This is a genomic window from Pseudomonas subflava (genome assembly GCF_023823685.1).
Taxonomy (GTDB): Bacteria; Pseudomonadota; Gammaproteobacteria; order Pseudomonadales; family Pseudomonadaceae; genus Aquipseudomonas; species Aquipseudomonas subflava.
Genome location: NZ_JAMXBF010000003.1, coordinates 264,534 through 289,551, shown reverse-complemented (window position 1 = coordinate 289,551; position 25,018 = coordinate 264,534). Strand labels below are relative to the sequence as shown.

Genomic DNA, 25,018 nt, shown 5'->3' with positions numbered 1-25,018 from the left:
TCCTCGTCAGAGCACGACGCTCGGCAGCCAGAGGGAAATGGCGGGGATGTAGGTGACGGCCATCAGCACCATGAACAGGGCCACGTAGAAGGGCAGCAGCGCCTTCACCGTGGTCTCGATGCTGACCTTGCCGACCGCCGAGCCGACGAACAGCACCGCACCTACCGGGGGTGTGATCAGGCCGATGCCCAGGTTGACCAGCATGATCATGCCGAAGTGCACCGGGTCGATGCCCAGGTTGAGGATCACCGGCAGCAGGATCGGCGTGAGGATCAGGATCAGCGGGGCCATGTCCATCAGCGTGCCAAGCAGCAGCAGCATGAAGTTGATCGCCATCAGGATCACGTAGCGGTTGTCCGACAGGGTCAGGAAGGCCGTGGTGATCTTCGACGGAATCTGCATCAGCGTCATGATGTAGCCGAAGGCGCCGGCGAAGGCGATCAGCACCATGACGATCGACAGGGTGCGCACCGTGCGGTGCATCAGCTTGGGCAGGTCGCGCCACTTGTAGTCGCGATAGATGCACATGGTCACGAAGAACGACCAGACCACCGCGATGGCCGCCGACTCGGTGGCGGTGAACACGCCCGAGAGAATGCCACCGAGGATGATGCCCATGGTGGCCAGGCCCCACAGTGCCTCGACGCAGATCTTCAGCGCCTGGCGCAGCGGAATCACCTCACCCTTGGGGTAGTTGCGCTTCTTCGCGAACAGCAGGCACAGACCCATCATCACCGCGGTGAGCAGCAGGCCCGGACCGATGCCGGCGATGAACAGCGAGGCGATCGATACGGTGCCGCCGGCGGCCAGTGAGTAGAGCACCGAGTTGTGGCTAGGCGGGGTGAGCAGCGCCTGTACCGAGCCGCTGACGGTGACCGCGGTGCAGTAGTCGCGCGGATAACCCTTCTTGACCATTTCCGGAATCATCACCGAGCCGACCGAGGCGGTGTCCGCCACTGCCGAGCCGGAGATGGCGCCGAAGAAGGTCGAGGCCACGACGTTCACCAGCGACAGGCCGCCGCGAACGAAACCCACCAGCACCCCGGCGAAGGCCACCAGGCGGCGGGACATGCCGCCCTCGGCCATGATCGCGCCGGCCAGCACGAAGAACGGAATGGCCAGCAGGGCGAATTTGTTGACCCCCGCGGCCACCTGAATCATCAGGGCCGAGAAGGGAATGTCGATCCACCAGGCGCCGGCCAGGGCGGACAGGCCCAGGGCGTACGCCACCGGCATGCGCAGGACGATGAGCAGCAGGAAGCTGCCCAGGAGAATGAAGGCATCCATTTACGACACGGCCTCTTGGCTTTCTTCGTGCTGCTCGTAGTTGACGGCGCGGCGGTGGCTCTGGTCGCCGAAAAGCAGTCGTTCGAGGATGAAGATCAGGGTGATGGCGCCGCCCAGCGGAATCGGCGCGTAGCTGATGCCTACCCGCAGCGAGGGCAGGGCGGCGATGGTCTGGTTCCAGGTGGTCGCGCAGAGCTTGATGCCCCAGATGGTCATGAACAGGCACACGGCTGCCATCAGCAGCTGCACCAGGATCTCGATGTAGCGTTGCGTATGCGGCGGCAGGCGGTCGGTGAGCATGGTCACCGCCATGTGCGCGCCGGCGCGGTAGCTGGCGGCGGCGCCGATAAAGGTGAACAGCACCATCAGCAGGATCGCCACCGGCTCCGGCCAGCTGGAGCCGGCGCCGAGTACGTAGCGGGCGAAGATGCCCCAGGGAATGATCAGTGCCATCACGGCCACGGACAAGCCGGAGACCCAGATGGCGCTGATGTAGATCAGGTCGTTGAAACGCAGGATTCGTTCTTTCATGGCGCGCTACCACGGCCGCGGCGGAGAACCGCCGCGGCGCTGCTTGGGACGGGGAGGATTACTGCACCGCTTCGATGCGCTTGATCAGGTCGGCGTACTGGACACCGTACTTCTCGCGAACCGGGGCGGTGGCGTCGTAGAACGGCTTCTTGTCCACCTCGATGAACTCCACGCCCTCGGCCTTGAGCTTGTCAACGCTGGCGGCGGACTTGGCGTCCCACAGCGCGCGCTCTTCCATCTGCGCCTCGCGGGCCAGCTTCTTCACCAGGGCCTGCTGCTCGGGGCTCAGCTCTTCCCAGGTGGCCTTGGACATCACCAGCGGCTCCGGCAGGATCAGGTGGCCGGTCTGGGTGAAATACTTGGCGTACTTGTAGTGGTTGTGCTCGAGCAGGGTCGGCGGGTTGTTCTCAGCGCCGTCGATCACGCCGGTCTGCAGCGCGGTGAAGATCTCGCCGGTGTCCATGGCGATACCGTTGCCGCCCATGGCGTTGAGGGTGTCGATGAACAGCGGGTTGCCGATCACACGGATCTTCATGCCCTTGAGGTCTTCGATCTTGCGCACCGGCTCCTTGGTGTAGAGGTTGCGGGTGCCGCCGTCCATCCAGGCCAGGCCGACCAGGCCGAATTCGGAGTTGGTGATCTTGTCCAGGATTTCCTGGCCGACGTCACCGTCGATCACCTTGCGCATGTGGTCGTGGTCGCGGAACACGAACGGCATGTTGAACACATTGACGTCCGGCACCACCGGGCCAACCACGCCGAGGGTGATGCGCGCCAGCTGGATGGCGCCGAGCTGGGTCTGCTCGACCACTTCCTTTTCAGAGCCGAGCACGCCGCCGGAGAACATCTGCACGCGGATTTCGCCGTTGCTGGCGGCCTCCAGCTTCTTGCCCATGCTTTCCACCGCGACCACGGTCGGGTAGCCGGCGGGGTGCACGTCGGAGGCCTTCAGCACGATGTCGGCGTGGGCGGTCATGCTGAAGGCCAGCGGCAGTGTGGCCAGGAGCAGTTTGCGTTTGAAGTTCATGGGTCTCTCCCTTGTTGTTTTTGTTGGAACGCGTTTTGGATGGCCGTTCAGACGGCGAACGGGGGTTCTTCGAGTCCCTTCACGCCAGGCCTCAGGGCGAACACGCCACCGGCCAGGGGCTGGTCGGCGAGGTCGCCGCCCGGGCGAATGGAGGTGACGAACAGGGTGTCAAGGTCGCGCCCACCGAAGGCGCACATGGCCGGCTTCTTCACCGGTACGGCGAGGGAGCGGTCGAGGCGGCCGTCGGGGGTGAAGCGGTGGATCAGGCCGGCGTCGTTGCCGCAGATCCAGTAGCAGCCATCGGCGTCGACGGCGGCACCGTCCGGCCGGCCGAGATGCTGGCGCATGTCGACGAACAACCGGCGATTGTGTGGCGTGCCCGTGTCGATGTCGTAATCGAAGGCCCAGATGGCCTGCACGTCGGGATGCGAGTCGGACAGGTACATGATGCGCCCGTCCGGGCTGAAGGCCAGCCCGTTGGGCACGATCAGCCCACCGAGTTGGGCCTCAAGGCGGCCGTCGCTGAAGCGATATAGACGCCCAAGCGCCGCCCCGGCCGCCATGTCCATGAGCATGCTGCCCAGCCACAGGCGACCCTGACGGTCGCAACGGCCATCGTTGAAGCGCATGCCCTCGGCGCGGTGCTCGACCGTAGCCACGCGGGTGCCGGCTAGGCGGCCGTCGGCCTGCGGCTGCAGCTGGAACACGCCACTCTCCTGACCGGCGATCCAGCCCTGGCCGTCGGCGCTGCGGGCGACGCAGCCGATCATCTCGTCGCTCTGCCAGCTGCTCACCTGCTCGTCGGCAGCGCTCCAGCGATGCAGGCGCCCGGCCGGGATATCGACCCAGTACAGCGCCTGTTCGCGGGCACTCCACACCGGGCTTTCGCCAACGCCGTTACGGGCGTCGAAAATCAGTTCTGCTTGCATGGCGATGTCTCTTGTTGTTGTTCGCGTGGCTGCAAGAGGGGCTGGTCAGTCGAACGGCCCCTGGGCGCAGAACGCGCCGCCCTGGTAGAGCGCCGCGGGGTCGTCGGCTGCCACCGGCGGCTGCGCCTCGACCTTGTCGCGGAACACTTCGGAGCTGTCCTTGGGGGAGAAGCCCAGGTGCGCGGCCAGGTGGTTGTCCCACCACACCTCGCGGTTGGCAGAGGCGCCGTAGACCACGGTGTGGCCGACGTTCGGGGTGAACAGGCAGCGCTCGATCAGCTGGGTGAGGTCGTCGTAGCTCAGCCAGGTGTGCATCATGCGGCGGTTGGCCGGCTCGGGGAACGAGGAGCCGATGCGGATGCTGACGGTCTCGATGCCGTAGCGGTCGAAGTAGAAGCTGGCCATGTCTTCGCCGTAGGACTTGGACAGGCCGTAGTAGCCGTCCGGGCGGCGCGCCGCGGCGGCGTCGATGCGCTCGTTCTGCGAATAGAAGCCGATCACGTGGTTGGAGCTGGCGAACACCACGCGCTTCACCCCGTGCTTGCGGGCGGCTTCATAGATGTGGAAGGTGCCGGCGATGTTGGCGCCGAGGATCTCCTCGAACGGCCGCTCGACCGAGACGCCGCCGAAATGCAGGATGGCGTCGACGCCTTCGACCAGGGCATGCACCGCGGCCTTGTCGGCGAGGTCGCAGGGAATCACTTCTTCATGGGGACCGGCGGCGGGCTCCATCGGCGCGATGTCGGAGAGACGCAGTACTTCGGCGTAGGGGCGCAGGCGCTGGCGCAGCACCTTGCCGAGGCCGCCGGCGGCGCCGGTGAGCAGCAGGCGGGGGAGGACGGGGTGATTGCTCATGGGCAGTGTCCTGAAATTGTTGTTGTTAGTTGTCGTATGACTTGATTGCGATTTGAGCAGGCGATGTTCGTCTTGTCAACGTGACTAAAGTCGAACGGGGCAAATCGGTACCGGCGGTTACCATCTGAACCTGCCTAGCATGAGCTTGGCAGCCTATCTAAACCGCCGCTTTCACGCAGGATAACCGAGCGCGAAGGTGACTGGAACAGCCGAACGCTATACCAAGGGATGGGAAATTCGGGTGTTGGCAATCTTGATAGTTGTACGATAACGTATCTCTCGAAGGTTGCCACCGAGGCGACCGCCTCCTAACGATGCACAGGGTGTCCGAACAATGAATCCACAAGAACTAAAGTCCATCCTTTCTCACGGCCTGCTGTCTTTCCCGGTCACCGATTTCGATGAGGTCGGCAACTTCAACAAGGATGGCTATGTGCGCCGTCTGGAGTGGCTGGCACCCTACGGCGCTTCCGCGCTGTTCGCCGCCGGCGGTACCGGCGAGTTCTTCTCCCTCGACAGCCGTGAATACAGCGAGATCATCAAGACCGCCGTGGACACCTGCGAGAAGAGCGTGCCGATCCTCGCCGGCGTCGGCGGCCCGACCCGCGTCGCCATCCAGATGGCCCAGGAGGCCGAGCGCCTGGGCGCCAAGGGCCTGCTGCTGCTGCCGCACTACCTGACCGAAGCGTCCCAGGACGGTGTTGCCGCTCACGTCGAGCAAGTCTGCAAGTCGGTGAAGATCGGCGTGGTGGTGTACAACCGCAATGTCTGCCGCCTCAATGCCACCCTGCTCGAGCAACTGGCCGAGCGCTGCCCGAACCTGATCGGCTACAAGGACGGCCTGGGCGACATCGAGCTGATGGTTTCCATCCGCCGCCGCCTCGGCGACCGCTTCAGCTACCTCGGCGGCCTGCCGACCGCCGAGGTCTACGCCGCCGCCTACAAGGCCCTGGGCGTGCCGGTGTACTCCTCTGCCGTGTTCAACTTCGTGCCGAAGACCGCCATGGACTTCTACCGCGCCATCGCCGCCGACGATCACGAAACCGTCGGCAAGCTGATCGACGATTTCTTCCTGCCCTACCTGGACATCCGCAACCGCAAGGCCGGCTACGCCGTGAGCATCGTCAAGGCCGGCGCCAAGCTGGCCGGCTACGACGCCGGTCCGGTGCGTGCGCCGCTGACCGACCTGCTGCCCGAAGAGGTCGAGAAGCTGGCCGCGCTGATGGACAAACTCGGCCCGCAATAAGGCCCTCGACGACAGGAGAATTCCCGTGCGTTACGACAACTACATCGGTGGCGAATGGGTCGCCGGCGCCGCCTACGCGGACAACGTCAATCCCTCTGACCTGAACGACGTGGTCGGCGAATACGCCCAGGCCGACGCCGCTCAGGTCGGCCAGGCGGTGGCGGCGGCGCGCGCCGCCTTCCCGGCCTGGTCCACCTCCGGCATCCAGGCGCGCAGCGATGCGCTGGACAAGGTCGGCAGCGAGATCCTCGCCCGCCGCGAAGAGCTCGGCACCCTGCTGGCCCGGGAGGAGGGCAAGACCCTGCCCGAGGCCATCGGCGAGGTGACCCGCGCCGGCAACATCTTCAAGTTCTTCGCCGGCGAATGCCTGCGCCTGGCCGGCGAGATCGTGCCGTCGGTGCGTCCGGGCGTATCGGTGGAAGTGACCCGCGAGCCGCTCGGCGTGATCGGCCTGATTACCCCGTGGAACTTCCCCATCGCCATCCCGGCGTGGAAGATCGCCCCGGCCCTGGCCTATGGCAACTGCGTGGTGTTCAAACCCGCCGATCTGGTACCGGGCTGCGCCTGGGCCATCGCCGAGATCATCTCCCGCGCCGGTTTCCCGGCCGGCGTGTTCAACCTGGTGATGGGCGCCGGCCGCGTGGTCGGTGAGGCCATGGTCGACAACCGCGAAGTCGACGGCATCAGCTTCACCGGCTCGGTCGGTGTCGGCCGCGCCATCGCCGCCAAGTGCGTGGCACGCGGCGCCAAGGTGCAGCTGGAGATGGGCGGCAAGAACCCGCAGATCATCCTCGACGACGCCGACCTCAAGGTGGCCGTCGAGCTGGCCGTGCAGAGCGCCTTCTACTCCACCGGCCAGCGGTGCACCGCTTCCAGCCGCCTGATCGTCACCTCGGGCATCCACGACCAGTTCGTCGCCGCCATGGCCGAGCGCATGAAGTCGATCCGCGTCGGTCATGCCCTGCACAGCGGCGTCGACGTCGGCCCGGTGGTGTCCCAGGCCCAGCTCGAGCAGGACCTGCGCTACATCGACATCGGCCGCGACGAAGGTGCGCGTCTGATCACCGGTGGCGAGCGCGTGCGCTGCGAGACCGAAGGCTACTTCCTGGCGCCGACCCTGTTCGCCGACAGCTCGGCCGACATGCGCATCAGCCGTGAAGAAATCTTCGGCCCGGTGGCCAACGTGGTTCGCGTGGCCGATTACGAGGCGGCGCTGGCCATGGCCAACGACACCGAGTTCGGCCTGTCCGCGGGCATCGCCACCACCTCGTTGAAGTACGCCAACCACTTCAAGCGTCACGCCCAGGCCGGCATGGTCATGGTCAATCTGCCCACTGCCGGGGTGGATTACCACGTGCCGTTCGGCGGTCGCAAAGGCTCGTCCTACGGCCCGCGCGAACAGGGCCGCTACGCCGCCGAGTTCTACACCACGGTGAAGACCACCTACATCGGCTGAACCGGAGCGGGCCCGCGGGCCCGCCTCCACCCGCTCGACCACTGCAATACCACTGGGGACGACCCGAAACCGCGAGCGGCGCATGCCACGCTCGGTGCCGAGTCCTCCACCGCAGGCGCCCCTACGGGCCGCCCAATGCAAACCCCGACAAGAACAAATGGGGGCGTTATCCGTGCAAGAACTCAAGCAGACCCGCGTGCGTTACCTGATCCTGCTCATGCTGTTTCTGGTGACCACGATCAACTACGCCGACCGCGCGACCATCTCCATCGCCGGCTCCGCCATGCAGAAGGACCTCGGCTTCGACGCCGTGACCCTTGGCTACATCTTCTCCGCCTTCGGCTGGGCCTATGTGATCGGGCAAATTCCGGGAGGCTGGCTGCTCGACCGTTTCGGCTCCAAGCGCGTGTATGCGGCGGGCATCTTCATCTGGTCGCTGTTCACCCTGCTGCAGGGCTTTGTCGGCGTGATGCCGATGGCCTGGGCGGTGGTCACCCTGTTCGTCATGCGTTTTTTGGTCGGCTTCGCCGAGGCGCCGTCCTTCCCCGGTAACGCACGCATCGTCGCGGCCTGGTTTCCCACCGCCGAGCGCGGCACCGCGTCGGCCATCTTCAACTCCGCGCAGTACTTCGCCACCGCGCTGTTCGCCCCGCTGATGGGCTGGATCGTCCACGCCTTTGGCTGGGAACACGTGTTCGTGGTGATGGGCGCGTTAGGCATCGTCTTCTCCATGGTCTGGATGAAGACCATCTACAACCCCAAGGACCATCCTCGGATCAACGCTGCCGAACTGGCGCACATCGAGAGCAACGGCGGCCTGGTCGACATGGACCAGAAGAAGGCCGGCGGCGGTCCCAAGTGGAGCTACATCAAGCAACTGCTGACCAACCGCATGCTGCTCGGCGTGTACCTGGGCCAGTACTGCATCAACGGTATCACCTACTTCTTCCTCACCTGGTTCCCGGTTTACCTGGTGCAGGAGCGCGGCATGACCATCCTCAAGGCCGGCTTCGTCGCCTCCCTGCCGGCCATCTGCGGCTTCGTCGGCGGCGTGCTCGGCGGGATCATCTCCGACTGGCTGCTGCGCCGCGGCCACTCGCTGACCTTCGCCCGCAAGCTGCCGATCGTGGTCGGCCTGCTGATGTCGACCAGCATGGTGTTCTGCAACTACGTGTCGGCCGAATGGATGGTCATCGGTTTCATGAGCCTGGCCTTCTTCGGCAAGGGCATCGGTGCGCTGGGCTGGGCGGTGGTGGCGGACACTTCGCCGAAGCAGATCGCGGGTCTTTCCGGTGGCCTGTTCAACACCTTCGGCAACGTCGCCTCGATCACCACGCCGATCGTCATCGGCTACATCATCGCCGCAACCGGCTCGTTCAAGTGGGCCTTGGTATATGTAGGCGCCAACGCCCTGGTGGCGGTGTTCAGCTACCTGGTGATCGTCGGCAAGATCCAGCGCGTGGAGCTGGACGATGATCCGCGCCCGCACGGCGAGACGGCGCCGGGACAGAAGCTGGCTTCGGCCTGAGGAGTACCTGCCATGCAATTGATCCCCCATCAGGACTCGCCGCGCTACATCCGCCTGCACCCGGCCGACAACGTCGGCGTGGTGGTCAACGCCCAGGGCGTCGCCGCGGGCGGACGCTTCGACGATGGCCTGGTCGCCGTCGAGGGCATCCCGCAGAGCCACAAGGTGGCGCTGCTCGACCTCGCCGAGGGCGCCGAGGTGGTGCGCTACGGCGAGGTGATCGGCTACGCGCTGCGGCCGATCCCGGCCGGCAGCTGGGTCACCGAGGCGCACCTGCGCATGCCCGAGCCGCCGGCGCTGGACAACCTGCCCAAGGCGACCCTGTCGGCGCCCGTGGCCGAGCCGCTGGAGGGCTTCACCTTCGAGGGCTTCCGCAATCCGGACGGCACCGTCGGCACGCGCAATATCCTCGGCGTGACCACCACCGTGCAGTGCGTGGTCGGCGTGCTCGATCACGTGGTCGAGCGCGTGCGCAAGGAGCTCCTGCCGAAGTACCCGCATGTGGACGACGTGGTCGCCCTGTCGCACAGCTACGGTTGCGGCGTGGCGATCAACGCGCCGGACGCGGTGGTGCCGATCCGCACCCTGTACAACATCAGCCGCAACCCCAACCTGGGCGGCCAGGCGCTGGTCATCGGCCTGGGCTGCGAGAAGCTGCAGGCCAGCCAGCTGATGGATGGCGACATCCTCACCCAGGGCCAGGACGAGGAGGAGTGGCTGTTCCGCCTGCAGGATTCCGGCACCGGCTTCACCGGCATGGTCGAGCAGATCATGGGCATGATCGAGGCGCGCCTGCAGGTATTGAACGAGCGTCGTCGCGAGACGGTGCCGGCCGCCGAGCTGGTGGTCGGCATGCAGTGCGGCGGCAGCGATGCCTTCTCCGGCATCACCGCCAACCCGGCCCTCGGCGTGGCCGCCGACCTGCTGGTGCGCGCCGGCGCCACGGTGATGTTCTCGGAGAACACCGAGGTGCGCGACGGCATCCACCTGCTCACCCCGCGTGCCGCCTCGGTGGAAGTGGCCGATGCGCTGATCCGCGAGATGGACTGGTACGACCGCTACCTGCAGCGCGGTATGGCCGATCGCAGCGCCAACACCACGCCGGGCAACAAGAAGGGCGGGCTGAACAACATCGTCGAGAAGGCCATGGGCTCGATCGCCAAGTCCGGCTCCAGCGCCATCGCCGGGGTGGTCTCGCCGGGCGAGCGCATCCGCGGCAAGGGCCTGTGGTTCTGCGCCACGCCGGCCAGCGATTTCATCTGCGGCACCCTGCAGATCGCCGCCGGCATGAACCTGCATATCTTCACCACCGGCCGCGGCACGCCTTACGGCCTGGCCATGGTGCCGGTGATCAAGGTGGCCACGCGCAGCCAGCTGGCCGAGCGCTGGCCGGACCTGATCGACGTCGACGCCGGGCAGATCACCTCCGGGCGCATGAGCCTCGAGGAGATGGGCTGGCACATCTTCCGGCTGTACCTGGACGTAGCCAGCGGGCGCAGCGAGACCTGTGCCGAGCGCCTGCGCCTGCACAATGACCTGACCCTGTTCAACCCGGCACCGGTGACCTGAAATGAACCCACGACTGTTGCAAATAGGCCCGCTGAGCGAGGGCCTGCAGGCCCGGCTGGCGCAGTGGCCGGTGACCTCGCTGTGGCGCGAGCCGGCCGACCACCTGAGCCGCTATGGCGGCGACTACGACGTGGTCGTCACCTCGGCGCGCCACGGTCTGAGCGAGGCGCAGCTGGCGCAGCTGCCCCGGGTACGCGCGATCTGCAGCTTCGGCGTCGGCAGCGATGCGATCTGCGTGGCCGCCGCCCAGGCCCGCGGCATCCGCGTCAGCGTCACCCCGGACGTGCTCAACGACTGTGTCGCCGACCTGGCCCTGGGCCTGATCCTGGCCACGGCGCGGCAACTGCCGGCCAGCGACCGTTTCGTCCGCGAGGGGCGCTGGGCCGCAGGCGCCTATCCGCTGACACGGCGGGTCAGCGGCAAGCGCCTGGGCATCGTCGGGCTGGGGCGCATCGGCGAGCAGATCGCCCTGCGCGCCACCGGCTTCGCCATGCCGATGCGCTACCACAGCCGCCGGCCGCACCCGCAGCACGGCGACAGCCACGAGCCCGACCTGCTGGCGCTGGCCCGCTGGGCGGACTTCCTGGTGCTGGCCTGCCCGGGCGGCGCCGCTACGCACCACCTTATCGACGCCGCGGTGCTGGACGCCCTGGGTCCGCAGGGTGTGCTGATCAACATCGCCCGCGGCAGCGTGGTCGACGAGGCGGCGCTGGTCGCCGCCCTGCGCGAGGGTCGCCTCGGCGGCGCCGGCCTGGACGTGTTCGAGCACGAGCCGCAGGTGCCGTCGGAACTGTTCGAGCTGCCCAACGTGGTCCTGCTGCCGCATGTCGGCAGCGGCACCGTAGAAACCCGCCAGGCCATGGAGCAGTTGCTGCTCGACAACCTGGCGGCCTTCCTGCGCGACGGCGAGGTGCTCACCCCGCCCTGAATATGGCGCGGCTCCTGCCGGGAGCCGGGCCCTATAGGCGGCGGCGCCACAAGCGCCGTCGCTTCATCCACGCTAGTTGTACTGGTTTATTGCAGTAGCGGCGCACCACAAGTGCGCCGTTTTTTTTGCGCAAAAAAAGGCCCGTCGCGAGAGACGGGCCGAAGCGTGCTGCAGGAGCAGCCGAGGAATCAGAGGATGTCGAGCGGGAAGTTGATGATCACGCGGTTCTCGTCGAAGCTGCGCGAGCCGGCCCAGTCCTTGCGCAGCGAGGAGTTGCGCCACTTCAGGCCGAGGCTCTTCAGCGGGCCGGACTGCACCACGTAGGTCAGCTCGGACTCGCGGCCCCACTCTTCGCCGTCGTCGGTGCCGGCGATCTCGATGTTGTCGCCGCTAATGTAGCGGTTCATCAGGGTCAGGCCCGGCAGGCCGAGGGCGGCGAAGTTGTAGTCGTGGCGCAGCTGCCAGGAACGCTCTTCGGGGTTGTCGTAGCTGTTGTTGAAGCTGTCGTTGGCCAGGGTGCCGCCGCTGGTGCCGTTGACGCGCATCCAGCCGCTGTCGCCGCTGAGCTTCTGCAGGCCGACGATGAAGGTGTTGCCGCCGAGCTTGGCGGAGAACATGCCGAACGCGGTCTTGTTGTCCAGGTCGCCGGCCAGGGCACTGCCCTCTTCCTTGCCGATGAAGTAGCCGAGGTTGGCGCCCAGGGTCCAGTCGCCCACCGGCTGCTTGTGCTGCAGGTTGTAGAACTGCTGCTGGTAGACGTCCTGCAGCTCGGCGTACCAGGCGCCGACCAGGGTGCGCTTGTCGTTGAAGGTGTATTCGCCGCCGCCGAAGTTGAAGCGGTCGGAGGTGCCGCCGCCGTAGCTCATGTCTTCCAGGCTGCCGTCGTTACGCGGGCTGTTCTGGCGGAACTGGCCGCCGTACAGGGTCAGGCCGGCGATCTCCTGGGAGGTGATCTGGCCGCCCTGGAAGGTCTGCGGCAGCGAGCGGCCGTCGTCGGCGCGGAGGATCGGCAGCACTGGCATCCACTCGCCGACTTTCAGCTCGGTCTTGGAGAAGCGCGCCTTGCCGGCCACGGCCAGGCGACCCCAGTCATCGGCCGGGCGACCGTCATCGTGCACTGGAATCAGCTGGGTGCCGGCGGTGCCGCGGCCACCGTCGAGCTTGATCGAGAGCATGCCGAGGGCGTCGACGCCGAAGCCGACCGTGCCTTCGGTGTAGCCGGAGCGGGCGTCGAGGATGAAGTTCTGTGTCCATTCCTCGGCGTAGTTCTGCGGCGACTCGTCGACGAAGTTGCGGTTGATGTAGTAGTTGCGCAGGTTCAGGTTGACCTTGGCATCCTCGACGAAACCGGCGGCCTGGGAGAGGTTCGGCAGGGTGGACAGGCCGGCGGCCAGCAGCGCGGCGGAGATCGGGGTGTAGCGAGCTTTCATTGTTGTTGTGCTCCTTGGGTTTTCAACGGAACGGCCGACCCCCTGCAGGCCGAACGGCGCGCATGTGGAGGCGGTGACGGTGGAAACCGGCGCAGGGCAGCGCGCCGGCGGTTATCGACTAGTGGTCGACGAATCCGGTAGGCGAGCGATGAGGCGATAGATGGCTGGCCTGACGCGAGGCGGCCGGGCGCAGGTGCCGATAGGCGATGAAGGTGGCGGTCGTGAGCATGCCGAAGCGCTCTTGTTGTTATATGTTGTCGTACAACCTGTCTGGATTATCGACAACCCCCGCCTGGCTTGTCAATCAGGCGCTATGGCGACTTTTGTCGTAGAGGCGAAATGGCGTGATTCGAAGAGGTCGTACGATCACATGGCCGGCGAAGCGGGGCGGCAGCCATCTTCGGGCAGGCCGGCGAGTGCGCGCTGCAGGAGCACCCGGCTGCGTGGGCTGCGCATGATGCCGGTGTGATCTTCGGGCAGCAGGAACAGGCGCTCGGCCTCGTCCTGGGCCGCTGGGATCAGCTCGCTGGCCAGCGGTACGGTGCCGTCGTTGGGCTCGGCAATCATCCGGCTGTTGCCCGCATAGCTGACCAGCAGCCATTGCCGCAGGTGCACGGGCAGCGGCGCGGCGAACAGCGTACGCAGGAACGGGCTGCCAGGCGCCATGTCGCGCCACACCGGCACCTCCAGCGGTATCCGCGACACGCCGGTGGCGGCGGACGGGTGGCCGCCCCAGGGCGTGGCCAGGGTCAGCAACAGGCACAGGTGATCGCTGCCGCCGCCCAGCTCGAGCAGCTGCACGCTGCGGCGCGCCACCAGCCCGCCCATGCTGTGGGCGAATAGGTGCATCCGCGCGGGCTTCAGGCGCAACTGAACATCGCGCATCGCCTCGCTCAGCAGGTAGGCGCTGTTGTTCAGTGGCATGCCGCTGGGGTAGTGGAACAGCACTGGCTGGTAGCGCTCGCGGTCGAGGGCGGCTAGCAGCTCGCGCCACACGCTGGGCGAGCTGTTGATGCCGTGCAGCAGGAAGATCGGTTCGCGGTCCTCGTCCCAGGGTTCCAGTAGGTAGAGGCCATAACCGACCTCGCTGAGGAAATCCAGCGGCCGCCAGGCGCCCTCTTGCGTGCGCCGTTCAGAGAAGCGCGGGTCGTCGAGGCTGACCACCTGCAGGTAGTTGTGCCGCGCCTTCGGCAGGTCGCGATAGAGCCGCTCCAGGCTCAGGTCCAGTTCGGGCAGGGGCGTCGCATCGGGCAAGGCGGGGTCCAGGCGGTTGAGCCGGCCCAGCACCGCGCGGCGCTCGGCCGTCGGCTGCACTTCGAAGGGCACGCTGGCGGGGGCCGGCAGCCAATGGCGTGGTTCGTCGGGGTCGAGACGCAGGTTGTCGTTGCGATCCTCGAAAGCCAGCAACTGGTAGTCGCCGGCGGCCACGCTGAAGTAGAAGGCCCCGCCGGGCTGCACGCTGCGGTAGGCCTGCAGGTGCTGGTCGGCGAATAGAGCAACCAGCGCCTGGCGCGGGGCCTGCGCGTCCAGCCGGCCGGGAATGAGGATGCGGGTCTGCTGCGCGGTGCGCAGCTGCCGGTCCAGTTCCAGCAGCTGGCAGCCGCCCGCCAGCGAGGCCAACAGTGCCAGCCACAACAGCCTCGCCATGAGCGTTCTCCAGCCGCGGTCGACGGCTGGAGTCTAGCCGCTGCGCTACTGCCGCGTCGGCTGCGGCCCGGTCTGGATCAGCAGTGCCTGGGCCAGCTCCTCGTCACTGGCGCGCAGCTGCGGGTGTTCGCTGCGTACGCGCTGCAGGGCGGCTTCCAGGTGCGCGCCGCGGATTTGCCCGCCGCTGGCGACGAAGGCGCTGGCATCGTCGCGGGCGGCCAGGACCTGCTTGTCGTCCTTGAAGGTCATGTAGGTGGAGGCGGTGGTGGCGCCGGAGGAGAGGACGTCGCGCCAGAAATCGGCGTCGGCCATGGCCGGGGCCACCGGCAGGGACAGCAGGGCGAGGGTGAGAACGGTCTGACGAGTGCGCATGGGCGGATGCTCCGTTTGCGGCTGAACCTATGGTTCAGAACGCCGGCGCGGTCGGCGAGTTCCGCTGGCCGTGGGGCCTAGCCCGGCTCGCCCACCACCTGGTTGCGGCCCTGCTCCTTGCCCTGGTACAGACGGCGATCGGCGCAGCGGTAGAGCTCGTCGGGGGTCTGCCCGTCGCGCGGCCATTCGGCCAGGCCGAAGGTGGCGGACAGCTCGATGCGCTGGCCGGCGTAGTCCAGCGGCTGTTCGCTGATCAGCTGGCGCAGCGACTCCAGCAGCGGCAGCGCGGCCTCGGCGTCGGTGCTGCGCAGCAGCAGGCCGAACTCCTCGCCGCCGAGCCGGCCCAGGTTGTCGGTGCCGCGCAGGCGCTGGTAGAGCAGGTCGCAGACGTGGCTTAGGGCGCGGTCGCCGGCCTCGTGGCCGTGGCGGTCGTTGACCTGCTTGAAGTGGTCGATGTCCATCAGCGCCACCACCAGCGGGCTCTGGCTGCGCCCGGCCTCCTTGAGCGCGCGCTGCAGCTCCTGGCGGAAGTGCTGACGGCTGTCGGCGCCGGTCAGCGGGTCGATCTGCGTCTGTCGTTGCAGCTCGACGAAGACCGCGGCGCGGCGCGTCTCGTAGAGATGGACGAAGACCACGATCAGCGCGCCGCAGAGAATGGCGTTGCCGGCGTCGATCCACTCCGGCGCACTGCCCGGCAGCGGGTTCTTTAGGTAGTAGAGCAGCAGCCCGGCGAACATGAACGGCAGTGCCAGACGCACGCCGCGGCGCTTGCCGAGCATCAGGTAGGAGAGCACCGGGATCAGGTAGATCCACACGAACGCGGCGGCCGAGGCCCGCGGCATCAGGCTGATATAGAGGATGAAGGCGAAGGTCGGCAGCAGGTACAGATAGATCCACAGGTCCAGGCGCCGGGCCCGGAGAATGCCGCGGCTGGCGACGACCAGGACCAGGCAGGCGAGCACCTCGAGGCTGGCGAACAGGATGTTGCCGGAGCCGAACTGCAGCAGCGAGAAGGCGCCGATGGTCAGGCCGGTGGCGGCGAAGATCAGGCTCATCAGCGCGCGGCGGTCGCTGTCCTCCAGCCCGCTGTGGCCGCCCTCCCTTCCCGCTCGCATCTGCCGCTCGTGCATGTTCGGCTCCTGGCCCCGCGTTCCTGCGGGGCGCCTCGATCAGACCGCTTCGACCCGCAGCAGCACGCCGTCCTGGCCGACCACCCGTACCGCGCTGCCGACCGCGAGGTCGCTGCCGGTGACCAGCCACAGGCTGTCGCCGGCGCGGATCTTGCCGCGTCCGCCGACGATGGCCTCGTGCAGGACGAAGGTGCGCCCGATCAGTTCGCTGCCCCGGCGGTTCAGCCCCGGTGCGTCCGAGGGCTTGGCGGCGCTGCGCTGGCGCCGCCACCAGAACACCGCCGTGAGCACCGAGAGCAGGGCGAAGACCACGAACTGCCAGGCCCAGGGCAGATCCGGGAAGAGGTAGGTGAGCACGCCCACCGCGGCGGCGGCCACGCCGATCCACAGCAGGTAGCCACCGGCGCCGAACACCTCGAGGATCAGCAGCACGGTGCCGAAGGCCAGCCAGTCCCAGAAGGACAGGTGCTGCAGGTAGGCGATCACGGCTGGCCGTCCTTGCCGAAGGTGGCGCGGACGATCTCGCCGATGCCGCCGACCGCGCCGATCACCTGGCTGACCTCCAGCGGCATCAGCACCACCTTGCTGTTATTGGCGGAGGCCAGCTGGCCGAGGGCATCGACGTACTTCTGCGCGACGAAGTAGTTGACCGCCTGCACGTTGCCGCTGGCGATGGCGTCGGACACCATGCGGGTCGCCTCGGCTTCGGCCTGGGCGGCGCGCTCGCGGGCCTCGGCCTCGAGGAAGGCGGCCTGGCGCTCGCCCTCGGCCTCGAGGATCTGCGCCTGCTTCTTGCCTTCGGCGGTGAGGATCTCGGCCTGGCGTTTGCCTTCGGCCTCGAGGATCTGCGCACGCTTGAGACGCTCGGCCTTCATCTGGCTGGCCATGGCCTCGACCAGGTCGGCGGGCGGGCTGATGTCCTTGATCTCGATGCGGGTGACCTTGATGCCCCAGGGCGCGGTCGCCTCGTCCACGGTACGCAGCAGGCGCTCGTTGATCGCGTCGCGCTGGCTGAGCATGGCGTCCAGCTCCATGGAGCCGAGCACGGTGCGGATATTGGTCATCACCAGGTTGCGGATGGCGTGTTCCAGGTCGTTGACCTCGTAGGCCGCCTGGGCCGCGTTGATCACCTGGAAGAAGCACACCGCGTCGATGGTGACGATGGCGTTGTCGGCGCTGATCGCTTCCTGCGGCGGGATGTCCAGCACGCTTTCCATGACGTTGAGTTTGCGGCCGATGCGGTCCATCACCGGGACGATGATGTTGAGGCCCGGGGTGAGCGTGTTGGTGTAGCGGCCGAAGCGCTCGACCGTCCACTCGTAGCCCTGCGGTACCACCTTGAAGCCCATGAATACGACGGCCAGCGCCAGGCCGACGAAGAGAAAGATCACACCACCGATTTCCATGCTGTTGCCTCCTGCTAATGCATGTGTGCGCGCAGTATTGCATGCGCCGCTCGGCTTGGGTGGCGCTACTTTTGCTCGCTCTGCGGGGTGACCCGCAGCACTTCCTCGACGGTGGTGAGGCCGGCGGCGACCTTCTGCGCGCCGGACAGACGCAGGCTGCGCATGCCGTCCTTGAACGCCGCGCGGCGCAGGGCGATGAGGTCGGTGTCGGCGGTGATCAGCGGCTTGATGCTGTCGTTCAGCAGCATGATCTCGTAGACCCCGGCGCGGCCGCGGTAGCCGGTCTCGCGGCATTCCAGACAGCCGACGGCGCGGTGGGCACCGGTCGGCAGCGGCGCGTTCCAGGGTCGGGTCAGGTCCTGCCAGCTGTCTTCGCTCATCTCCACCGGCGCCTTGCAGTGCGGGCACAGAGTGCGCACCAGGCGCTGGGCCATGACGCCGAGGATGGTGGCCTTGAGAAGGTAGTGCGGGACGCCCAGCTCGAGCAGGCGGGTGATCGCGCTGGGCGCGTCGTTGGTGTGCAGGGTGGACAGCACCAGGTGGCCGGTGAGCGCCGCCTGGATGGCCATCTCGGCGGTCTCCAGGTCGCGGATCTCGCCGACCATGATGATGTCCGGGTCCTGGCGCATCAGCGCGCGCACGCCGCTGGCGAAGGTCAGCTCGATGTTGTGCTGCACCTGCATCTGGTTGAAGGCGCCCTCGATCATCTCGATCGGGTCTTCGATGGTGCAGACGTTCACCTCGTCGGTGGCCAGCTGCTTGAGCGTGGTGTAGAGCGTGGTGGTCTTGCCCGAGCCGGTGGGGCCAGTGACCAGGATGATGCCGTTGGGCTGGCAGGTCATGCTCTCCCAGCGGCGCAGGTCGTCGGCCGAGAAACCGAGCTGGTCCGGGCTTTTCAGCAGCACCTCGGGGTCGAAGATGCGCATCACCATCTTCTCGCCGAAAGCGGTGGGCAGGGTCGACAGGCGCAGCTCCACCTCGCCGCCTTCCGGCGTCTTGGTCTTGACCCGGCCGTCCTGCGGCTTGCGCTTCTCCGCCACGTTCATCCGGCCGAGGTGCTTGAGGCGGCTGACCACCGCCATGGTGACCTGGGCGGGGAACTGGTAGACGTTGTGCAGCACGCCGTCGATGCGGAAGCGCACGGTGCCGATCTCGCGGCGCGGCTCGATGTGGATGTCGCTGGCGCGCTGCTGGAAGGCGTACTGGAACAGCCAGTCGACGATGTTGACGATGTGCGCGTCGTTGGCGTCCGGCTCCTGGTCGCTGGCGCCCAGGTTGAGCAACTGCTCGAAGTTGCCGACGCCGCTGATCTTGATGTCCTGGGCGGTGGCGCCGCTGACCGAGCGGGCCAGGCGGTAGAACTCGGTGGTGAAGCGCTGGATGTCCGCCGGGTTGGCCACCACCCGCTTGATCGGGCGCTTGAGCACGTGGGTCAGATTGCTTTCCCAGTTGTGCACGAAGGGCTGCGCGCTGGCGATGGTCACCGTCTCGCTGTCCGCCGCCACGGCGAGGATCTTGTGGCGCTGGGCGAAGGCATAGGACATCAGCGGGGTCACCGCCGCCACGTCGATCTTCAACGGGTCGATGCGCAGATACGGCTGGCCGGCGAAGTTGGCCAGCCACACGGTGAGGCCTTCCAGATCGTGCTTGCGCCCGGGCCGCTGCAGATCGTCGATCTGCTGGGCAGCGAGGAACTCCAGGGGGTGCAGCTGGGCGTTGGCCGAGGCGCGGCGCAGCACCATGCACTGCTCGGCCTGCTCCTGGGCCACGCGGCCCTGGGCCACCAGTTCGCGGAGGATGTCGTTGAGGTCGAGCCAGCGATCCTGGGCGGGCGAGGCGAGGGTGGACATGGAGCTCCCTTTTCTGTGACGAGGGCGAGCAGCTTATTTCAGCAGCAGCTTCCAGGGTTTGAGCGTCGCCACAGTATGGGCCTGTGCCTGGCGAGCGACCAGCACTTCGGCGTCGTTGTCGCGGCTGGCCAGCGCCTCCAGCTTGCCCAGCTCGCCGTACAGGCGATCCAGCTCCGGCAGTTCCGGCACCTGGCGGGCCAGGCGCAGCCAGGCCTGCAGGCGCTCGATGCGCGGCAGCTGCTCGGCCAGCGCCTCGGGGAACTGCTGGTAGTGCTTCAGGCGCAGGCCCTCGGCCTCCTCGGCCAGCAGGGTCGGCAGCCAGTTGCCCAGCGCCGCCGCGCCCTGGCGATCGCCACGCGGGTTGCGGCCGACCGTCCAGCCGCGCTGCAGCAGCCAGCGCGACAGTTGCAGCGACAGCAGGCCCCAGCGGTTGCCCAGCAATTCGCCGGCGAACATGGCCGGCGCGTGGTGGCGCAGCGCCTCGTCGTCGCGGCCGGCGGCCAGACGCGGACGCCAGTCGCCCAGCAGCGCGTCGAGACCTTCGCGCAGCTCGCGGCTGGAGGCGCGCGGCGCGGCCTGGCCGAGGCTGCCGAGCAGCGCGCGCAGGTCGATCAGCTGCTGCAGCCATTGCTCCAGCAGCTTCCAGTGGCCGTTCCAGCGGTACTGCTCGGCCAGGCGCTGGCTGCTGCCGAGCAGGTGCCAGGCGAGCGCGGCGAAGGCGTCGTCCAGCGTCATCTCGGCATTCAACTCCGGGGCCGGCAGGCTCAGGCTGTAGCTGCCGGCGTCGAACAGCCGGTAGCCGCGCTCGGCCTTGCTGATGTCGCAGGGCATCAGCGGCAGATCGGCGGCCAGCTCGCAGGCCAGCTCCAGCAGGGCGGCGGGCTCGCCTTCGCGCAGCTCCAGTTCCAGCTCGCAGATTTCTTCCTCGCCCTCGCCGGCGACCACCTTGCCCAGGTCCAGTGCCGCCTCGATCACCGTCTTGGCCTTGCCGCGGCCCCAGGCGATCTCGGCCTTCTGGCGGACGAAGTCGGTGGTGAAGATCGGTTGCAGGCGGCCCTTGTCGAACTCCGCCAGGCTGGCCGGCCAGCAGCTGTCGTCGAGCAGCTTGAGATCGAGCTTGGCCTTCTTCAGATGCCAGTCCCACTCGTTGCGCTCGGACAGCCCGGCCACGCTCTGGCCGCGGCTCTTCAGGGTCTGGATGAACTGTTCGCCGTCGCGGCGCAGGCGCAGGGCGACGCGGGCGCCGGCCAGGTCGCGCTCGGCGCTGTCGTAGTACTGGTTGAACAGCTCGTGGGTCTGCCAGCCGGACTTGTTGCGCTTCTTCAGCAGCGGGTGGTCGCGCAGGGCGGCGAGGGTTTCGCGGCTGGCGCGCAGTTTGATCTCGGTTTCTTTGGCCATTTCAGCATCTCGGTAATACATCAACGAAAAGGCCGCCCGTAGGCGGCCTTGTCATGCGGGGCGCGGTTCAGACGAACAGCTTCACGCCCAGCCAGAACAGACCCGCGGAGAGCAGGATGGTGGCCGGCAGGGTCAGCACCCAGGCCATCAGGATGTTGCGCACTGTACCGAATTGCAGGCCGCTCTTGTTGGCGACCATGGTACCGGCGACGCCGGACGACAGCACGTGGGTGGTCGACACCGGCAGGCTGTAGACGTTGGCCAGGCCGATGGCGATGGACGCGGTGATCTGCGCACTCATGCCCTGGGCGTAGGTCATGCCCTGCTTGCCGATCTTCTCGCCGACGGTCAGCACCACGCGCTTCCAGCCGACCATGGTGCCGATGCCCAGGGCCAGGGCCACGGCGAAGATCACCCAGGTGGGCGCGTATTCGGTGGTGGCGGTGAGGTCCTTGCGCAGCTTGTCCAGGTCGGCCTTCTCACGCGCCGGCAGGGTCGCCAGCTTGCCGACCTTCTTCGCGGTGTCGTCCAGGCACAGCAGGTAGCGGCGGACCTGGGTGCGCTTCTCCTGGCTCATCTGGTTGTAGTCGGTGACGCCGTTGAGGTTTTCCATCAGCGCGGCGATGGTCGGCTCGGTGAGCTTGGCGTCGCAGCGGAACTGCTTGGGCAGCTCGGTGTTGCCGGCGCGGCCCAGGGCCAGGTAGTCGCTCAGCGCATCGTCGTTGCGCTGGTAGAACTGCTGCAGGTGGATGGCGGCGTCGCGGGTGCGCTCGATCTGGTAGGTGGTGCTGTTGAGGTCCAGGACGAACTTGGCCGGGACGATGCCGATCAGCACCAGCATGATCAGGCCGATGCCCTTCTGGCCGTCGTTGGAGCCGTGCACGAAGCTCACGCCCATGGCCGAGGCGATCAGCACCACGCGGTTCCAGAACGGCGGCTTCTTCTTGCCCTTGATCTCTTTGCGGCTCTCCGGGGTCTCGTGCATCTTCGAGTCGGCGAAGGCGCGGCGCAGGCCGATCAGAATCAGCGCGGCGACGGCGAAGCCGGCCAGCGGCGAGAGCAGCAGCGAGAGGCCGATGTCGATCGCCTTCTGCCAGTTCACGCCGTCGGCCAGGGAGATCTCGGTGAGCAGGGCGTTGGCCAGGCCGACGCCGAGGATCGAGCCGATCAGCGTGTGCGAGCTGGAAGCCGGGATGCCGAAGTACCAGGTGCCCAGGTTCCAGGCGATGGCGGCGGTCAGCAGGGAGAACACCATCACCAGGCCGTGGGAGGTGTTGACGTTGATCAGCAGCTCCACCGGCAACAGGTGGACGATGGCGTAGGCCACGCCGACGCCGCCGAGCAGCACGCCGAGGAAGTTGAAGATGCCGGAGGCGATCACCGCCAGGTGTGGCGGCATTGCCTTGGTGTAGATAACCGTAGCCACCGCGTTGGCGGTGTCGTGGAATCCATTGATGAATTCGAAGGCCAGGACGAAGGCCAGGGCCAGCACCAGGCTGACGGCCACCCAGGCATCTAGCCCGCTGAATAGATCGAACATGACGGTTTCATGACAGAGAAAAAGGGCGCGAAGTATGCCAGATGACAACGGCTTCTGCTTAAACGCTCGTTTCCAGTCGTGTCGCCCGGACGAAAGGTGTCGTGCCGTGCCGTTTGCAGCGGCGTCTCGGCTCTCTATGATGAGGGCCGACCCTGGGAGATCCGCCATGCCGCTTCCACCGCTCAAAGAGCAGCTCGCCACGCTGATCGCCACGCCTTCGGTGAGCTGTACCCAGCCGCACTGGGATCAGTCCAACCGCGCCGTCGTCGAACTGCTCGCCAGCTGGCTGGGCGACCTCGGCTTCGCCTGCGAGATCCAGGAGGTGCTGCCGGGCAAGTGCAACATGCTGGCGACGCTGGGCAGCGGCCCCGGCGGGCTGGTGCTGGCCGGCCACAGCGATACCGTGCCCTTCGATGCCGGCCTGTGGCAGAGCGACCCGCTGCGCCTGAGCGAGCAGGGCGACCGCTGGGTGGGGCTCGGCGTGTGCGACATGAAGGGCTTCTTCCCGCTGGTGATCGAGGCCGTCCGTGGGCTCGTCGACCGGCCGTTCCGCCAGCCTTTGCTGGTGCTGGCCACCTGCGACGAGGAAAGCTCGATGATCGGCGCGCGGACCCTGGCCGAGGCCGGCCGGCCCCTGGGGCGCGCCGCGGTGATCGGCGAACCCACCGGGCTCAAGCCGGTGCGCCTGCACAAGGGCGTGATGATGGAGCGCATCGACATCCTCGGGCAGAGCGGCCACTCCTCCGATCCGAGCCTCGGCCACAGTGCGCTCGAGGCCATGCAGGACGCCATGGGTGCCCTGCGCGAGCTGCGCGCGCAGTGGCAAAGCGAATTCAACAACCCGCAGTTCGGCGTACCGCAGCCGACCCTCAACCTCGGCTGCATCCACGGTGGCGACAATCCCAACCGCATCTGCGGCCAGTGCTCGCTGGAGTTCGACCTGCGCCCGCTCCCGGGCATGGACCCGGAGCAGCTGCGCGCGGCCATCCGCGGCAAGCTGCAGCCGCTGGCCGAGCGCCACCGGGTGCAGATCGACTACGGGCCGCTGTTCCCCAGCGTGCCGCCCTTCGAGCAGGGTGCCGACAGCGAGCTGGTGCGCATCGCCGAGCGTCTCACCGGGCATGCGGCGCAGTCGGTGGCATTCGGCACCGAAGCCCCGTATCTTCAGCAGCTCGGCTGCGAGACCCTGATCCTCGGCCCGGGCGACATCGCCTGCGCCCACCAGCCGGGTGAATACCTCGAGCTGGCGCGCATCGAGCCGACCGTGACGCTGCTGCGCCAGCTGATTCAGCACTACTGCCTATGACCCGCCAGACCGACCGGAGCCTGTTCACCGTGCTACGACGATAACTACGGACTGCCCTCTCCCGCTCGCGGGGGAGGTTTGGGGAGAGGGTGAGCGATGCCCCTCTCCCCCGGCCCCTCTCCCGTGGCGGGAGAGGGGAGTCATGGACCCGTACTGCGACCTCTCTCATGCACGACTACGTCAACTGGCTCCGCCACGCTTCGCCCTACATCAACGCCCACCGGGACTGCACCTTCGTGGTCATGCTGCCCGGCGAGGGTGTGGAACATCCGAATTTCGGCAACATCGTCCACGACCTGGTGCTGCTACACAGCCTCGGGGTGCGCCTGGTGCTAGTGCACGGCTCGCGCCCGCAGATCGAGGCGCGCCTGGCCGAGCGCGGTTTGGCGCCGCGCTATCACCGCGACCTGCGCATCACCGACGGCCCGACCCTGGATTGCGTGATCGATGCGGTCGGGCGCCTGCGCATCGCCATCGAGGCGCGGCTGTCGATGGACATGGCCGCCTCGCCGATGCAGGGCTCGCGCCTACGCGTGTCCGGCGGCAACTTCGTCACCGCGCGGCCGATCGGCGTGGTCGACGGCGTCGACTACCACCACACCGGCGAGGTGCGCCGGGTCGACCGCAAGGGCATCGGCCGCCTGCTCGACGAACGCAGCATCGTGCTGCTCTCGTCGCTCGGCTATTCGCCCACCGGGGAGATCTTCAACCTGGCCTGCGAGGACGTCGCCACGCGCGCCGCCATCGACCTGCAGGCCGACAAGCTGCTGCTGTTCAGCGCCGAGCGCGGCCTGCTCGACGAGGCCGGCAAGCTGGTGCGCGAACTGCGCCCGCAGCAGGTGCCGGCGCACCTGGCGCGCCTCGGCAGCTGCTACCAGGCCGAGCTGCTCGACGCCGCCGCGCAGGCCTGCCGCGCCGGGGTCAAGCGCGGCCATATCGTCAGCTACATGGAAGACGGCTCGCTGCTCACCGAGCTCTTCACCCGTGACGGCGGCGGCACCCTGGTCGACCAGGAACAGTTCGAGTCGCTGCGCGAGGCGACCATCGAGGACGTCGGCGGCCTGATCGAGCTGATCACCCCGCTGGAGGACCAGGGCATTCTGGTGCGCCGCTCGCGCGAGGTGCTGGAGCGGGAGATCGGCCAGTTCAGCATCGTCGAGCGCGACGGCCTGATCATCGCCTGCGCCGCGCTCTACCCAATCGCCGATTCCGAGGCCGGCGAACTGGCCTGCCTGGCAGTCAACCCGGAGTACCGTCACGGCGGCCGCGGTGACGAGTTGCTGGAGCGCATCGAGGAGCGGGCCAGGGCGCTGGGGCTGAAGACCCTCTACGTGCTCACCACCCGCACCGCCCACTGGTTCCAGGAGCGTGGCTTCGGGCCCAGCGCCGTCGACCGCCTGCCTGCGGCGCGGGCCTCGCTGTACAACTACCAGCGCAACTCGAAGATCTTCGAGAAGGCGCTGTAGCAGGGCTCCCAGGTGGCTTCCGATGGTGCGGGCAGCGCACCCTACGGGGGCGTGCGCACAGCGATTGGCCGCGGCTTCCGTACGGTGAAAGTGATGGGCATTTTGGCCTGAGCCAGC

Annotated in this window: 21 protein-coding genes; 7 read left to right on the top strand and 14 right to left on the bottom strand. The window is 67.5% G+C overall.

Features of this window, described 5'->3' with window-relative positions:
* Window positions 1-6: 6 nt before the first annotated feature.
* Genes NF616_RS04770 through NF616_RS04750 form a run of 5 tightly spaced genes read right to left on the bottom strand, consistent with a single transcriptional unit; the run spans window position 7 to window position 4,629 of the window.
* Complete coding sequence (locus tag NF616_RS04770; RefSeq protein WP_252271910.1) at window positions 7-1,287, bottom strand: TRAP transporter large permease; 1,281 nt, start codon at window positions 1,285-1,287, stop codon at window positions 7-9.
* Window positions 1,288-1,818, bottom strand: a complete 531-nt coding sequence (locus NF616_RS04765; protein ID WP_252271909.1) for a TRAP transporter small permease — start codon at window positions 1,816-1,818, stop codon at window positions 1,288-1,290. It abuts the gene before it with no gap.
* A 58-nt stretch (window positions 1,819-1,876) separates the two neighbouring features.
* Window positions 1,877-2,845 (bottom strand): TRAP transporter substrate-binding protein, encoded by a 969-nt coding sequence (locus tag NF616_RS04760; protein WP_252271908.1) that lies wholly within the window; start codon window positions 2,843-2,845, stop codon window positions 1,877-1,879.
* A gap of 47 nt (window positions 2,846-2,892) precedes the next feature.
* Entirely contained in the window at window positions 2,893-3,774 is an 882-nt protein-coding gene (locus NF616_RS04755; protein ID WP_252271907.1) for an SMP-30/gluconolactonase/LRE family protein, read from the bottom strand.
* 45 nt (window positions 3,775-3,819) lie between these two features.
* Complete coding sequence (locus tag NF616_RS04750; RefSeq protein ID WP_252271906.1) at window positions 3,820-4,629, bottom strand: NAD-dependent epimerase/dehydratase family protein; 810 nt, start codon at window positions 4,627-4,629, stop codon at window positions 3,820-3,822.
* 334 nt (window positions 4,630-4,963) lie between these two features.
* On the opposite strand from NF616_RS04750, the gene kdgD reads away from it, so the two are divergent.
* The 5 genes from kdgD to NF616_RS04725 all read left to right on the top strand — a co-directional run bounded on the left by kdgD (window position 4,964) and on the right by NF616_RS04725 (window position 11,356).
* Complete coding sequence (gene kdgD, locus NF616_RS04745; protein ID WP_252271905.1) at window positions 4,964-5,875, top strand: 5-dehydro-4-deoxyglucarate dehydratase; 912 nt, start codon at window positions 4,964-4,966, stop codon at window positions 5,873-5,875.
* Window positions 5,876-5,894: 19 nt separating this feature from the next.
* Entirely contained in the window at window positions 5,895-7,331 is a 1,437-nt protein-coding gene (locus NF616_RS04740) for an aldehyde dehydrogenase family protein (protein ID WP_252272472.1), read from the top strand.
* Window positions 7,332-7,503: 172 nt separating this feature from the next.
* Window positions 7,504-8,859 carry an MFS transporter gene (locus tag NF616_RS04735; protein ID WP_350493478.1) on the top strand — a complete coding sequence of 452 codons (1,356 nt, stop codon included), beginning with the start codon at window positions 7,504-7,506 and terminating at the stop codon, window positions 8,857-8,859.
* Between the two features lie 12 nt (window positions 8,860-8,871).
* The gene (garD, locus tag NF616_RS04730; RefSeq protein WP_252271903.1) at window positions 8,872-10,428 is read left to right on the top strand and encodes a galactarate dehydratase; all 1,557 of its coding nucleotides are present in this window, start codon (window positions 8,872-8,874) and stop codon (window positions 10,426-10,428) included.
* Between the two features lies 1 nt (window position 10,429).
* Window positions 10,430-11,356 carry a 2-hydroxyacid dehydrogenase gene (locus NF616_RS04725; RefSeq protein WP_252271902.1) on the top strand — a complete coding sequence of 309 codons (927 nt, stop codon included), beginning with the start codon at window positions 10,430-10,432 and terminating at the stop codon, window positions 11,354-11,356.
* 188 nt (window positions 11,357-11,544) lie between these two features.
* Here NF616_RS04725 and NF616_RS04720 read toward each other — a convergent pair whose 3' ends face one another.
* The 9 genes from NF616_RS04720 to NF616_RS04680 all read right to left on the bottom strand — a co-directional run bounded on the left by NF616_RS04720 (window position 11,545) and on the right by NF616_RS04680 (window position 22,129).
* Entirely contained in the window at window positions 11,545-12,786 is a 1,242-nt protein-coding gene (locus tag NF616_RS04720) for an OprD family porin (RefSeq protein ID WP_252271901.1), read from the bottom strand.
* Between the two features lie 366 nt (window positions 12,787-13,152).
* Entirely contained in the window at window positions 13,153-14,433 is a 1,281-nt protein-coding gene (locus NF616_RS04715) for an esterase/lipase family protein (RefSeq protein WP_252271900.1), read from the bottom strand.
* 45 nt (window positions 14,434-14,478) lie between these two features.
* Entirely contained in the window at window positions 14,479-14,805 is a 327-nt protein-coding gene (locus NF616_RS04710) for a DUF2388 domain-containing protein (protein ID WP_252271899.1), read from the bottom strand.
* A gap of 77 nt (window positions 14,806-14,882) precedes the next feature.
* Window positions 14,883-15,920, bottom strand: a complete 1,038-nt coding sequence (locus NF616_RS04705; protein ID WP_252271898.1) for a GGDEF domain-containing protein — start codon at window positions 15,918-15,920, stop codon at window positions 14,883-14,885.
* Window positions 15,921-15,974: 54 nt separating this feature from the next.
* Window positions 15,975-16,421 carry an NfeD family protein gene (locus NF616_RS04700; protein ID WP_252271897.1) on the bottom strand — a complete coding sequence of 149 codons (447 nt, stop codon included), beginning with the start codon at window positions 16,419-16,421 and terminating at the stop codon, window positions 15,975-15,977.
* Complete coding sequence (locus NF616_RS04695; protein WP_252271896.1) at window positions 16,418-17,341, bottom strand: SPFH domain-containing protein; 924 nt, start codon at window positions 17,339-17,341, stop codon at window positions 16,418-16,420. The genes NF616_RS04700 and NF616_RS04695 overlap by 4 nt, the downstream gene beginning before the upstream one ends.
* Window positions 17,342-17,406: 65 nt before the next feature.
* On the bottom strand, window positions 17,407-19,191 hold the full coding sequence (gene tfpB / locus NF616_RS04690; RefSeq protein WP_252271895.1) for a type IV pilus assembly ATPase TfpB: 1,785 nt from the start codon (window positions 19,189-19,191) through the stop codon (window positions 17,407-17,409).
* A 33-nt stretch (window positions 19,192-19,224) separates the two neighbouring features.
* A complete protein-coding gene (locus tag NF616_RS04685; protein ID WP_252271894.1) occupies window positions 19,225-20,589 on the bottom strand; it encodes a CYTH domain-containing protein in 1,365 nt (454 codons plus the stop codon).
* 67 nt (window positions 20,590-20,656) lie between these two features.
* On the bottom strand, window positions 20,657-22,129 hold the full coding sequence (locus NF616_RS04680; protein ID WP_252271893.1) for an inorganic phosphate transporter: 1,473 nt from the start codon (window positions 22,127-22,129) through the stop codon (window positions 20,657-20,659).
* A 166-nt stretch (window positions 22,130-22,295) separates the two neighbouring features.
* Between NF616_RS04680 and argE the strand changes: the two genes are divergently transcribed.
* The gene (gene argE, locus NF616_RS04675) at window positions 22,296-23,435 is read left to right on the top strand and encodes an acetylornithine deacetylase (RefSeq protein ID WP_252271892.1); all 1,140 of its coding nucleotides are present in this window, start codon (window positions 22,296-22,298) and stop codon (window positions 23,433-23,435) included.
* 167 nt (window positions 23,436-23,602) lie between these two features.
* Window positions 23,603-24,901 carry an amino-acid N-acetyltransferase gene (gene argA, locus NF616_RS04670; protein WP_252271891.1) on the top strand — a complete coding sequence of 433 codons (1,299 nt, stop codon included), beginning with the start codon at window positions 23,603-23,605 and terminating at the stop codon, window positions 24,899-24,901.
* Window positions 24,902-25,018 lie beyond the last annotated feature (117 nt).